General features: G+C 64.1%; 12 protein-coding genes. 6 read left to right on the forward strand and 6 right to left on the reverse strand.

The annotated features are described in order from the left end of the window. Positions 1-70: 70 nt before the first annotated feature. Positions 71-1,396, reverse strand: a complete 1,326-nt coding sequence (locus RT028_RS01935) for a sigma-54 dependent transcriptional regulator (protein ID WP_312931836.1) — start codon at positions 1,394-1,396, stop codon at positions 71-73. A gap of 335 nt (positions 1,397-1,731) precedes the next feature. Between RT028_RS01935 and RT028_RS01940 the strand changes: the two genes are divergently transcribed. Continuing rightward, a complete protein-coding gene (locus tag RT028_RS01940) occupies positions 1,732-1,998 on the forward strand; it encodes a hypothetical protein (RefSeq protein WP_312931838.1) in 267 nt (88 codons plus the stop codon). A 280-nt stretch (positions 1,999-2,278) separates the two neighbouring features. Here RT028_RS01940 and RT028_RS01945 read toward each other — a convergent pair whose 3' ends face one another. The 5 genes from RT028_RS01945 to RT028_RS01965 all read right to left on the reverse strand — a co-directional run bounded on the left by RT028_RS01945 (position 2,279) and on the right by RT028_RS01965 (position 7,256). After that, on the reverse strand, positions 2,279-3,025 hold the full coding sequence (locus RT028_RS01945; protein WP_312931840.1) for an SDR family oxidoreductase: 747 nt from the start codon (positions 3,023-3,025) through the stop codon (positions 2,279-2,281). A 67-nt stretch (positions 3,026-3,092) separates the two neighbouring features. Next, positions 3,093-4,628, reverse strand: coding sequence for a DHA2 family efflux MFS transporter permease subunit (locus RT028_RS01950; RefSeq protein ID WP_312931842.1), 1,536 nt, complete (start codon positions 4,626-4,628; stop codon positions 3,093-3,095). Then, positions 4,625-5,890 (reverse strand): efflux RND transporter periplasmic adaptor subunit, encoded by a 1,266-nt coding sequence (locus RT028_RS01955; protein ID WP_312931844.1) that lies wholly within the window; start codon positions 5,888-5,890, stop codon positions 4,625-4,627. The genes RT028_RS01950 and RT028_RS01955 overlap by 4 nt, the downstream gene beginning before the upstream one ends. 28 nt (positions 5,891-5,918) lie before the next feature. Then, the gene (locus tag RT028_RS01960) at positions 5,919-6,392 is read right to left on the reverse strand and encodes a MarR family transcriptional regulator (RefSeq protein WP_312931847.1); all 474 of its coding nucleotides are present in this window, start codon (positions 6,390-6,392) and stop codon (positions 5,919-5,921) included. Positions 6,393-6,788: 396 nt separating this feature from the next. Then, a complete protein-coding gene (locus RT028_RS01965) occupies positions 6,789-7,256 on the reverse strand; it encodes a hypothetical protein (RefSeq protein ID WP_312931849.1) in 468 nt (155 codons plus the stop codon). 211 nt (positions 7,257-7,467) lie between these two features. On the opposite strand from RT028_RS01965, the gene RT028_RS01970 reads away from it, so the two are divergent. The 5 genes from RT028_RS01970 to RT028_RS01990 all read left to right on the forward strand — a co-directional run bounded on the left by RT028_RS01970 (position 7,468) and on the right by RT028_RS01990 (position 11,611). After that, complete coding sequence (locus tag RT028_RS01970) at positions 7,468-8,802, forward strand: SidA/IucD/PvdA family monooxygenase (RefSeq protein WP_312931852.1); 1,335 nt, start codon at positions 7,468-7,470, stop codon at positions 8,800-8,802. A 187-nt stretch (positions 8,803-8,989) separates the two neighbouring features. Continuing rightward, on the forward strand, positions 8,990-10,192 hold the full coding sequence (locus RT028_RS01975) for a PepSY domain-containing protein (RefSeq protein WP_312931854.1): 1,203 nt from the start codon (positions 8,990-8,992) through the stop codon (positions 10,190-10,192). Then, positions 10,189-10,728, forward strand: a complete 540-nt coding sequence (locus tag RT028_RS01980) for a thiamine pyrophosphate-binding protein (RefSeq protein ID WP_312931856.1) — start codon at positions 10,189-10,191, stop codon at positions 10,726-10,728. Before RT028_RS01975 ends, RT028_RS01980 begins: the two co-directional genes overlap by 4 nt. Then, entirely contained in the window at positions 10,725-11,045 is a 321-nt protein-coding gene (locus RT028_RS01985) for a hypothetical protein (protein ID WP_312931858.1), read from the forward strand. Before RT028_RS01980 ends, RT028_RS01985 begins: the two co-directional genes overlap by 4 nt. Then, positions 11,042-11,611 carry a DUF6162 family protein gene (locus tag RT028_RS01990; RefSeq protein ID WP_312931865.1) on the forward strand — a complete coding sequence of 190 codons (570 nt, stop codon included), beginning with the start codon at positions 11,042-11,044 and terminating at the stop codon, positions 11,609-11,611. Before RT028_RS01985 ends, RT028_RS01990 begins: the two co-directional genes overlap by 4 nt. Positions 11,612-11,626: the final 15 nt, after the last annotated feature.

The raw sequence follows: 11,626 nt of genomic DNA on the forward strand, positions 1-11,626 counted from the left end.
CGGGGCCTCAGGTGCGGGAAAGGGGCTGGCATGATAACGCACGCCCCTGCCCGGCGCAGCCGTGCGGCGGTCAGCGGATCTGGTGCTTGTGCAGCAGCCGGTAGAAGGTCGGCCGCGACACGCCGAGCACCTTCGCGGCAATGCTCAGGTTGTCGCTGTGGCGGTTGAGCACATCGCACAACGCCTGGCGCTCGGCGCGGTGCTTGTAGTCGTCCAGCGTGCCGAACAGCTGCACGTCCTGCTCGGCCGCTTCCAGGCCAAGGTCCTGTGCCTCGATCTGCCGCCCCTCGGCCAGGACCAGTCCGCGCCGCACCCGGTTGGCCAGCTCGCGCACGTTGCCCGGCCAATCATGGTGGCCCATGGCCGAGAGGGCGCTGTCGCTGAATGAGCGCGGTCGGCGGCCGGTTTCCAGGCTGTAGAAGTGGGCAAAGTGGCTGGCCAGCATCGAAAGGTCGCCGTGCCGTTCACGCAGCGGCGCGGTCTGGACCTGCAACACGTTCAGGCGGTAATAGAGGTCTTCACGAAAGCGCCCGCGCTCGATGGCCTTTTCCAGGTCGACGTGGGTGGCTGCCAGGACTCGCACATCCACGGCAATCGGTTGGCTGCCGCCGACCCGCTCGATGTGCTTTTCCTGCAGAAAGCGCAACAGGTTGGCCTGCAGCTCGAGCGGCAGGTCGCCAATCTCATCGAGGAACAGCGTGCCGCCGTGGGCCGCCTCGATGCGCCCCACCTTGCGCTGGTGCGCTCCGGTGAAGGCGCCTTTCTCATGGCCGAACAATTCGGACTGGATCAGGTGCTCGGGGATCGCCCCACAGTTGATCGCCACGAACGGTTTGTCGCTGCGCTGCGACTGCCGGTGCAGGGTCTTGGCCACCAGCTCCTTGCCAGTGCCGCTTTCGCCGCGTATCAGCACCGGCGATTCAGTGGGCGCCAGCTTGCCGAGCAGCTTGCGCAGTTCGCGGATCGGCCGGCTGTCACCGAGCAGCTCGTGGTCCGGCAGGTCCACGGTCGGCACATTCCTGCCGCGCAGCCGCGCCATGCCGAAGGCACGGCCCAGGGTGACCTGCACACGTGAAACATCGAAGGGCAGCGTGTGGAAATCGAAAAACCACTCGCACACGAAGTCGCCGACGTTCTGGGTGCGCAGCTCCTCGGCACTGAGCACGGCGATCCATTCCGTGTTACTGCGCTTGATGAGGTCCTTCACCGCATCCGGGTGGCGCAGGTGCGAGCCTTGCAGGCGCAGCACGCCGATGTCGCAGGGGTGTTCCAGGGCCGTGGCCAGGGTCGAACTGCTGACCTCCCAGCCCGCGCTGCGCAGGCCAGGGAGCAGGCGATGACAGTCATCACAGGGGTCAACAATGAGCAAGCGGCGCAGCGGCGCAGTTTCTGACATGACCGTTCCTTGGCGTCAATTAATAGTTTTCCGATTGGAAACAAATAGTTGCGACGCCGGAATTAAAGGTAGCAACTACTTTGCATTCACCCACGACCGTCTGTCTGCCAAATTCCCGTCGAATTTACCGGCCCAGGAATTTTATAGCGCAACTGACGTCACACGGCCGTGCTTATAAAACGTCGCCCACCACAGGCCGAAAAAGTTTTTCACAAATGTGTGACTCATTCACTACCGGCGTGCATCAGTACAAGTAACCCCGCTTGGCAGGCGCTGTTTGCATGACCGCCGTGCGGACCTACTTTCGCAGTACAGGAATCTAGAGAGAGCTACCCATGAACGCCCCGCTCCGTGTCAACGAAGCACTGCTGATCGCCGACCACGCTTTCGAGCCCTTCCAGTGTGTAGCCTGGGATGCGCCAAATGGAACTGGAGAGCTGAGCCTGGCGGTGATCGACCGGACCAACACGCGTATCGGCAGCAAGCAGGTGTCGTCGCGTACCTATTCCGACCCTGCCCAATGGGCCAGCCTGATCGAAGAAGTACGCGCTGAACTGTACGACAAGGGCTACGACCTGCAGCCGTGGTCGATGCCCAAGTAACGGTTTCTGTTGACCGTTGATCCAACATGAAACCCGCCCGCTTGAGCATTGATGCACGCGGGCGGGTTTTTTAATCAAGCAGCCTGCTGATCTTTCGAACTTGCATCAGGCCTTGGCCCGCGCCAATGGTCTTCAGCGAAGGTTCAGGCTGATTCAACACAGCCTGAGCGAGTTTCAAGGCTTTTCACGAAAGGCCGAGATAGCCTCCTGTACTACTTGCATGAACTTCGCTGCGTGACGCTGGTGACGCACATCTCGGCAAAGCGCTTGCTCTGCGCCATCAACGCCCGCCGCTCACATCGATGAACGTTCCCGTCGCGTAAGATGCCTTGGCCGAGGCCAGCCAGAGAATCGCCTCGGCGACCTCCTCGGCCTGACCGCCACGCCCCATGGGCACGCCTGCTTCGCGTTTATCGACGCGCTCGGCATCACCGCTCAGCGCATGAAAACCGGTATGGATCAGGCCGGGTCGCACGCCATTGACCCGCACCCCTTCGCTGGCCACCTCAAGCGCAAGCCCCACCGTGAACGTATCCAGCGCGCCTTTCGAGGCGGCGTAATCGACGTACTCATTGGGCGAGCCGAGCAATGCCGCGCGCGACGACACGTTGACGATGCTGCCGCCCTGCCCTCCATGGCGCCGCGACATGCGCCGCACCGCCTCCCTGGCGCAAAGCATGGGGCCGACCACGTTGATTTTCATCATGCGCAGCAGGCGAGCCTCGCTCATCGCTTCGAGACGACTCTGCAGGTCGACGGTACCGGCGTTGTTGACCAGCACCGTGACGGGCCCCAAGGCACGCTCAGCCTCCTCGAACAGCCGGATGACCTCGCTTTCCACGCTGGCATCGGCACGCAGCGCGACCGCCTCGGCACCCAGATCCTGCAGCTCGGCCAGCACCTGCGCAGCGGCGCCTTCATCGCGGTGGTAGTTCAGGCACACCGCATAGCCCGCGCGCGCCGCCAGGCGTGCAGTTGCTGCCCCGATACCGCGCGTGGCGCCTGTGATGATCATGACAGGCCGCATACGCATCTCCTTACGTGGCGGGAAAGATCCTCCACGGTAGACCAGACCACGCCCCGCTGCCGCACCCTCAATGCCCGCCCGAGCCCGGCGCAGCCTTGGCCGTGAACGGCGGCTTGGCAAACCACACCAGCACGATCAAGCCGGCGAAAATCCAGGTCATCAACGTGAAATAGTCGACCGTCGACATCATGTAGGCCTGGGCATTGACGATCTGCTCGAGCTGCGCGTACGTCTGCTGGGACGCGCCGCCCATCTGCTCGATGGTATGGCGGGTAACCGGGTCGTACTGGCTGATGTGCTCGGTGAGGTAGGCGTGATGCTGGTCGGCGCGGCGAATCCAGATCCAGGTGGTCAGCGAAGCGGCAAAACTGCCGCCCAAGGTACGCAGGAACGTCGCCAGCCCCGAGCCATCGGCAATCTGGTGCGGCGGCAGGTCCGACAGCAGGATGCTCAGGGTCGGCATGAAGAACAGCGCAACGCCGATACCCATGAAAAGCTGCACCAGCGCGATGTGCTGGAAGTCCACCTGGCTGGTGAAGCCCGCACGCATGTAGCAACTGGCGCCAATGGCCAGGAACGCCAGGCCTGCCAGCACGCGCAGATCGAAGCGGTGGGCATATTTGCCCACGAATGGCGACATGATCACCGGCAGCAAGCCGATCGGCGCCACGGCCAGGCCCGCCCAGGTGGGGGTGTAGCCCATCTGTGTCTGCAACCACTGCGGCAGGATCAGGTTGATGCCGAAAAAGCCCGCGTAGCCGCCGACCAGCACGATCGTGCCGACGCGAAAGTTACGGTGCGCGAACAGCCGCAGGTTGACCACCGGATGGCGGTCGGTCAGCTCCCAGATGATGAAAATCGCCAGGAAGATCACGGAAATCAGGCTGCCACCGATGATGAACGGCGACTCGAACCAGTCCAGGTCATTGCCTTTGTCGAGCACCACCTGCAGCGCCCCGACGCCGACGATCAGGCTCAACAGGCCGATGTAGTCCATCGGCTGGCGGCTGGTGTGCACCGGCCGCGTGCGCATCTGCTGGCGCACCACGGCGGCAGCGAACAGGCCGATGGGAATGTTGATGAAGAAGATCCACGGCCAGCTGTAACTGTCGGTGATCCAGCCGCCCAGAATCGGCCCGGCAATCGGCGCCACCACGGTGACCATAGCCAGCAAGGCCAGGGCCATCCCCCGCTTGGCCGGGGGGTACACCGCTATCAACAGTGTTTGTGTCATCGGGTACAGAGGCCCGGCAACGACGCCTTGCAGCACGCGAAAGCCGACCAGTTCAGGCATCGACTGGGCGATTCCGCAGAGGAACGAGGCCAGCACGAACAGCAAGGTGGCCCAGATGAACAGCTTCACCTCTCCGAAACGCCGGCTCAGCCAGCCCGTCAGCGGCAAGGCGATGGCATTGCTCACGGCGAACGAGGTGATGACCCAGGTGCCCTGTTCATAGCTCACCCCGAGGTTGCCGGAAATGGTCGGCAAGGCCACGTTGGCAATCGTGGTGTCGAGCACCTGCATGAAGGTCGCCAGCGACAGGCCGATGGTGGTCAGCAGCAGGCTCGGCGGGGTGAACTGCGCAGCGCCTGCCTGGCTCATGGTGCGGCCGTCTTGCCAGCGGCGCTGTTGTCGCGAATCAGGCGGCTGATCAGCGCGTCTGCCTCACCCAGCTGCTGGTCATACACCTGGGTGGAATAGGTCGCCTGCTGCGGTGGTTGTTGGGCCAGTACCGGGCCATCCTGATCGTGCAGGTCGACTTCGACCACGGTCGACAGACCGATGCGCAGCGGGTGGCGCTGCAACTGCTCGCGGTCGAGCTGGATGCGCACTGGCACGCGCTGGACGATCTTGATCCAGTTGCCGGTGGCGTTCTGCGCGGGCAACAGGGCAAACGCACTGCCGGTGCCGGCGCCGAGGCTCTGCACGGTGCCGCGGTACTCGATGTCATCGCCGTACAGGTCAGCGGTCACGTGCACCGGCTGGCCGATACGCATCTTGCGCAGCTGGGTTTCCTTGAAGTTGGCGTCGATCCACACCTCGTCCAACGGGATCACCGCCATGGTTGCGGCACCCGGCTGCAGACGCTGGCCAAGCTGAACGGTGCGCTTGGCCACGTAACCGGTCACCGGTGCTACCAGGGTGGTGCGGGCATTGTCGAGGTAGGCCTGGCGCAGCTCGGCGGCAGCGGCCATGACATCTGGGTGGGAGGCCACCTGGGTGTCGTCGACCAGGGCGGTGCTGGTGTTGAGTTGCTGGCGGGCGCTGTCGACGGCGCTTTGCGCAGTGGTCACGTCGTCCTGGGCGTGGGACAGCTCTTCGGCGGAAATCGCCCCACCCTGGGCCAGGGCCTTGCGCCGGTTGAAGTTGTCGCGTGCGGTCTTCAGCGCGGCCTGGCGTGATTGCACCTGGGCCTTGAGGGCGTCGACATTGCTGTACAACCCGCGTACTTCGCGCACGGTGCGGGCCAGCTTGGCACGGCTGGACTGCAAAGCCACTTCGGTGTCGGAGGGGTCGAAGCGCAGCAGCACCTGACCGGCGTGGACCAGGTCGCCGTCGTCCGCACCGATGCTGGTAACGGTGCCGGTGACCAGCGGGGTGATTTCCACCACATTGCCATTCACGTAGGCGTCGTCGGTGTTCTCTTCCCAGCGCCCGACCAGGGTGTACCAGGCCCAACCGGCGGCGGCGCCCAGGATCACCAGCAGCAACAGACCGAGCAGCCAGAGCTTGCGCTTGCGCGACTTGACGGGCTGCTCGGTGTTGTCGCTGCCGGGTGCGGTGCCGGCTGCAGCGTTGCCATCGCCAGGGTTGGCTTCGGCGGCTTTACCGTCGGGGGCTTGGGCGTCAGGGGAAGTGGCCATGGCGTTACCTTGATGAATACGTAAGGGTTCAACGTTCGCCGAAGCGGCGGACGGTTATCGGATCACCGGCGTTGAGCAGGACCTTGGCCAGCAGGCGTTCGAGGGTTTCGAGCTCGTCGCCCTGGAGCACGCCGACCAGTTCGTTCATGGCCTGGGCGCCGACCTCGGGCAGGCGGTCGGCCAGGCGCTGGCCATCGGCGGTCAGCGCCAGGCGTACCTGGCGGCGGTCTTGCGGGCAGCGCTGGCGCTGGATCAGCGCCTTCTGTTCGAGGCGGTCGAGCATGCGTGTCATCGAGCCGCTGTCCAGGCCCAGATACCGGCACAGCTCGGCCGGCGTATCGACCTGATACTGGGTGGTGATGATCAGCACCTTGAATTGCGCGGCAGTGACGCCCTCGCTCTCCAGGTAAGAATCGAGGATGCGGTCCTTGAGCAGCGCGGCCCGGCCGAGGAGCATGCCAATGGCGCAATGCGGGAAATTGTCGGGAGTGAAATGCGGCATGGCACACCACGGGAGGGTAAGTGTGTGCAAATGTTACTGCTTAGGCAGTGAATGTCAAAATATTTATTAGGTGGCTAAGTAAAACGTCTGACGTTATGGGGAAGCCGACCTTTGTGCGGACTGTGGCGATTCTGGTCATGAGGAGGGCGATGCCGGCTTAGGGCGACTTTGGCGTTGCAATAGAACAGATGCGGTGCTTGGGTTGGGGCCGCTTTGCGGCCCATCGCGACTGAAGTCGCTCCCACGGTTTTTCAGGGTAATCAATGGGTTGTGGATACAACCTCATCTATGTTTTGAACAGCGGACTGGGTGGTGTTGAGCTGGGGTGGCGGCTCGCTTGCACTGCAGGAACGCCCGCCGACGGCGGCCAACTTTATCGACTGCCCTGTCTGGAGGTCAGGAGCGGGTACTCACCATGCTTCCAGCCGACCCTTTGCCCTGTGCCGTCAACAACGTCAGCAATTGCCCCGTCGCGGTCATCAACGCTGCGTTGAGCGAAGCGATGCTGGCTTGCTTGCCAGCGATCGCGGCCTGCTTGGCCTGCTCGGTGATCCGTTGCGCACTGATCTGCAGCAGCTGGCGCTGCTCCTCTGCCAGGCGCTTCTGCAATTCCTTGATCTGCGCCTTGAGCTGCTTGAGCGCTTCGCTGTCAGTGCTTTTGCTGCTGGCGCCAGAACCCGCGGCCGCCTGGGGCGAACGGCCTTCATTGAAGGTCTTGCCCTGAGTCCGCGGTGTCGCCGGCGTGGCCTGGTCGCCAGCGTTGGCGCTACTGGCGGCGGTAGCCTGATCACTGACCTTCGCGCTACTGGCGGCAGTGGCGGTGCTTGTGGCCGCAGGGACCATCACATTGGAAAAATTCACCATGGGGGGAGCGCTCCTGCGCGGGCGTCATACGAGGTAACCGCTGTATCGGCAGCGGCCGCACATAGCTTGAGCCACCTGGCGCGTTCCCTGGCGATGCGCCCAGGGTCGCGGCGCTAAATTCCCCCCACAGCAGCTCGTTCCCTTGAAGTACCTGCGCAGGCGCCGTACCCACACGGCAGGCATGCCTCCCTCGACTTCTACGGACACCGCCATGAGCCAGACCTCAACTTCGGACACACCCAAAGATCTGATCGGCGTGGGTTTCGGCCCTTCCAACCTGGCCCTGGCCATCGCCCTGGAAGAACTCGCCCAGACCCACGGTCACGCCCTCGATGCGCTGTTCATCGACAAGCAGAGCGACTACCGCTGGCATGGCGAGACGCTTGCAAGCCAGAGCGAGCTGCAGATTTCCTTCCTCAAGGACCTGGTCTCGCTGCGCAATCCCACCAGCCCCTACAGCTTCGTCAACTACCTGCACCAGAAACAGCGCCTGGCCGACTTCATCAACCTCGGCACCTTCTATCCGTGCCGGCTGGAATATAACGACTACCTGCGCTGGGCTGCCGAGCATTTCGCCACCCAGGCGCAGTACGGCGAGCAGGTGCTGCGCATCGAGCCTGAACTGCACCTGGGCCGCGTCGAGCACCTGCGCGTGGTGTCGCAGGATGCCCAGGGCCGGGAAAAGGTGCGCCGGGCACGCAGCGTGGTGGTCGGCACCGGCGGCACGCCGAAGGTCCCGGACATCTTCCGCGGTTTCAAGGATGATCCGCGGGTATTCCACCATTCCCAGTACTTGAGCAGCGTGGCCAGGCTGCCCTGCGCCCAGGGCAAGCCCATGCGCATTGCGGTGATCGGTTCGGGGCAGAGCGCGGCTGAGGCGTTCATCGACTTGAACGACAGCTACCCGTCGGTCAAGGTCGACATGATCCTGCGCGCCGCCAGCCTCAAGCCCGCCGACGACAGCCCGTTCGTCAACGAGATCTTCGCGCCCGACTACACGGACCTGGTGTTCAACCAGCCCGCCGCCGAACGCAGCAAGCTGATCGACCAGTTCCACAACACCAACTACTCGGTGGTGGACCTCAACCTGCTCGAACGCATCTACGGCATCCTCTACCGGCAGAAAGTCGCCCATCAGTTCCGCCACAATGTGCTCTGCCGCCGGCAGATCGAAGCAGTCAGCGCCAGTGCCGATGGCATCGAGCTGACCATCGCCGACCTGGCCACCGGCGGCCAGCAGACCCACCGCTACGACGCGGTGATCCTTGCCACCGGCTATGCGCGCAGCTCGCACCGCGAGCTGCTGGCGCCACTGGCAGGCTACCTGGAAGACTACAGCGTCGACCGCAACTACCGCCTGCTGACCGGCCCGGACCTGCACGCCTCGGTGTACCTGCAAGGCTTCTGCGAAAGCAGCCATGGCCTGAGCGACACCTTGCTGTCGGTACTCCCGGCGCGGGCTGCAGAAATCGGTGAAGCACTGTTTCAGGACATCGCGCGCCAGCACGGCCGCACCGCACCAGCGTGGGTGCGCGACAGCGCATGAAATAATTCACGCACTCAGGTCAACACCTCTGCAGTCGGCCTGCGCGATCATCGCGCGGGCCGATTGTACTGGCGCCGAAACATTTGCTTTCAATTAATCAAGCAGTATTTCGATTCTCATTCGTCCTTACTAGTGCAGCCCCTATAAAGTCGAGCGTTTGCTCGACCCCCTTCTAGAAGATCGACTGATGGCTCAATCCCCGAAAAAATCCAAATCCAGGCTGTGGTTCCTGGTTCACAGCTGGCTCGCACTGCCGATCTGGTTCTTCGTGCTGATCGTCTGCTTCACCGGCATGCTCGCCGTGGTCAGCCAGGAAATCGTCTGGCTGGCAAACCCGGATGTGCGCGCCAGCAAGCCCACGGCCGACGCCCAGCGCCTGAGTTTCCAGCAAGTGCTCGATGCCGTGAAGCGCGCCGAGCCGGACACAGCGGTCGATTCGATCCGCCAGCCCGATGGCTCGCACTTCGCCCTCAACCTGGGCGTGACCCGCCCCGACGGCTCACGGGCCACGTTGTATGTGAACCCCTACACCGGCGTCATTCAGGGCAAGAGCCCCGATTTCAACTTCGAAGCCTTCACCCGCGCCCTGCACGGCTGGTGGCTGGTGCCCTTCACCAACGGCTACAGCTGGGGCTGGTACCTGGTTTCGCTGCTCGGCCTGCCGATGCTGGCGTCGCTGGTCACCGGGCTGGTGGTCTACAAGAAATTCTGGCGCGGCTTCTTCAAGCCGGTGCGTACCGGCCATGGCTCGCGGATTTTCTGGGGCGACGTACACCGCCTGGCCGGGGTCTGGTCGATCTGGTTCATCGCGGTGATTTCCATCACCGGCACCTGGTTCCTGATCCAGGCGATTCTGGGCGACAACCACATCACCACCTCGAGCGAGCCGATCGTGCCGGTCATTGCCCGCGAACAGGTGCCGCAGATGCCCGATGGCAGCGCCGCCCCGCGCATCAGCCTGGATGAAGCTGCGCGCATTGCCGAAGCCAGCATCTCCGGGTTGGACATCAGTTTCATTTCCCTGCCAGCCACGGCCTATAGCCACTTTGAAATGGGCGGGCGCGGCTGGTACCCGCTGATGTTCCAGTCGGCGTCGGTCAACCCCTATACGCGGGTGGTGGACAGCCAGTTCCTGCTGGCCGACCGCAGCGCACTGGAATTCGTCATCGAGTCGATGCGCCCGCTGCACACGGGCGAGTTCGGCGGCCTGGCGATCAAGCTGGTGTGGTTCTTCTTCGGTCTGGTCCTGACCCTGATGGTGCTCAGCGGCCTGCTGATCTGGACCAAGCGCACTGCCCAGGCCACTGCCGCCGCGCTCAAGCGCAGTGAGCGCCCGGCACGGGTGCGCGCACCACGCGCCGCCCAAGAAACGCCGCAGGTGCACTCATGAACCAGGCTCAGACCCTGCCGCCACGCGGCTTCAAGCACTGGTGGCTGAAATGGCGCTTCCACCTGAACATCCTGCTGATCCTGATTCCGCTGGCGTTCATGCCCAAGTATTTCGCCGACATGCGCCTGTTCCGCGGTGAAGGCGGCCTCGGCGAGCATATTCAGGCCGATATCCCGGTTGGCCGCTGGAGCGTGAGCCTGGCCGAGATGCGCGACGCTGCCCCTGAGCAGGACGGACCGGCGGGCTATTTCAAGATCTTCAACCTGGCCCTGTGCGCCGAGTGCAAGGAGGGCGTCAAGGCCATCTACCTGCGCATCGGCAAGCCGCGCAGCCTGCGGGCGGCCGGCAGCATCGGCTTCGGCTCGCCGTATCGCATGCTCACCTCGCTGCCCATTCCATTGCGCACCCAACCCGACGCGCACATCTGGATCACCATCGAAGGCTGGGACGGCCAGATGTACCAGGCGTCCGTTCCCCTCGCCGAGGCTTCGCCCGCGACTGCAGCCTGGCTCGCCAAACAAGGAGGCAAACCATGAAACACCTGATCCGCAGGCTCGCCCTGCCCGTGCTGGCGCTGTGCGCCGGCCCTGCCCTGGCGCACAACCCGATGTGCGAATGCGACGAAAAAGCCACCGGCGAGATCACCTGCAAGGGCGGTTTCTCCGATGGCAGCGGCGCCGCCGGCGTGACCCTTGACGTGATCGGGTATGACGAGCAGGTACTGGTCGGCGGCAAGCTGGGCGATGACTCGACGCTGACCTTCAAGCGCCCGGACGGTGAGTTCTACGTGTTGTTCGACGCCGGCCCCGGCCATGTGGTGGAAGTCGACCACGCCGACATCGCTGCGCCATGAGCCGCGCCCAGGTGGTACGCCCGGCCGGTGCCGGGCATGAAACCCTCTATGTGTTGCTGACCGCGCTGGTGATCGTGCTGCTGGCCGCTACGGTGGTGGGCGTGCGCGGCGAGCGCGAGGATGAGGTCAGCATCGCCGCCCATGAAATCGACGCCCGCCGCGAACTGACGCCTGCTGAGCAAGGCCTCTACACCGACCTGCGCGTGGCCGTCGACGAAATTCGCCTGCTGCGCGAAGACAACGGCAGCAGCCCGGAGGTCGAGCGGCTGGCCGAAGACGGCCTGCCGCCCTTCGTGGTCGATGCCAGCAGCCAGAGCCGCGGCGGCCACCACTGGCAGCGCCTGGCCGAGGATGCCTACCTGGGCCAGAGCCAGGCGCCCGAGGTGGCCGGTAGCCTGCTGGTGCTGCTGCCCGCCGACGATGGCGCAGAACCAGTGGTCTGGCTGCAACGCACAGGCGATGGCAACCCGCCGCTGGCGCGCACGCCCAGCGCGCTGATCGGCGCCGGCTGGCAACAGGTCGTCAGCCATTTCGACGCTGGGGTTACCCGCCAGCACCGTCACTGAACCAAGGACTCTGCC

Origin of the sequence: Pseudomonas sp., from assembly GCF_032058845.1 — a bacterium.
Lineage (GTDB): Bacteria > Pseudomonadota > Gammaproteobacteria > Pseudomonadales > Pseudomonadaceae > Aquipseudomonas.

What these genes read in the sequence shown, in the direction of transcription:
- RT028_RS01935 (WP_312931836.1), bottom strand. Translation starts at nt 1,396, where the DNA reads ATGTCAGAAACTGCGCCGCTGCGCCGCTTGCTCATTGTTGACCCCTGT.
- RT028_RS01940 (WP_312931838.1), top strand. Translation starts at nt 1,732, where the DNA reads ATGAACGCCCCGCTCCGTGTCAACGAAGCACTGCTGATCGCCGACCAC.
- RT028_RS01945 (WP_312931840.1), bottom strand. Translation starts at nt 3,025, where the DNA reads ATGCGGCCTGTCATGATCATCACAGGCGCCACGCGCGGTATCGGGGCA.
- RT028_RS01950 (WP_312931842.1), bottom strand. Translation starts at nt 4,628, where the DNA reads ATGAGCCAGGCAGGCGCTGCGCAGTTCACCCCGCCGAGCCTGCTGCTG.
- RT028_RS01955 (WP_312931844.1), bottom strand. Translation starts at nt 5,890, where the DNA reads ATGGCCACTTCCCCTGACGCCCAAGCCCCCGACGGTAAAGCCGCCGAA.
- RT028_RS01960 (WP_312931847.1), bottom strand. Translation starts at nt 6,392, where the DNA reads ATGCCGCATTTCACTCCCGACAATTTCCCGCATTGCGCCATTGGCATG.
- RT028_RS01965 (WP_312931849.1), bottom strand. Translation starts at nt 7,256, where the DNA reads ATGGTGAATTTTTCCAATGTGATGGTCCCTGCGGCCACAAGCACCGCC.
- RT028_RS01970 (WP_312931852.1), top strand. Translation starts at nt 7,468, where the DNA reads ATGAGCCAGACCTCAACTTCGGACACACCCAAAGATCTGATCGGCGTG.
- RT028_RS01975 (WP_312931854.1), top strand. Translation starts at nt 8,990, where the DNA reads ATGGCTCAATCCCCGAAAAAATCCAAATCCAGGCTGTGGTTCCTGGTT.
- RT028_RS01980 (WP_312931856.1), top strand. Translation starts at nt 10,189, where the DNA reads ATGAACCAGGCTCAGACCCTGCCGCCACGCGGCTTCAAGCACTGGTGG.
- RT028_RS01985 (WP_312931858.1), top strand. Translation starts at nt 10,725, where the DNA reads ATGAAACACCTGATCCGCAGGCTCGCCCTGCCCGTGCTGGCGCTGTGC.
- RT028_RS01990 (WP_312931865.1), top strand. Translation starts at nt 11,042, where the DNA reads ATGAGCCGCGCCCAGGTGGTACGCCCGGCCGGTGCCGGGCATGAAACC.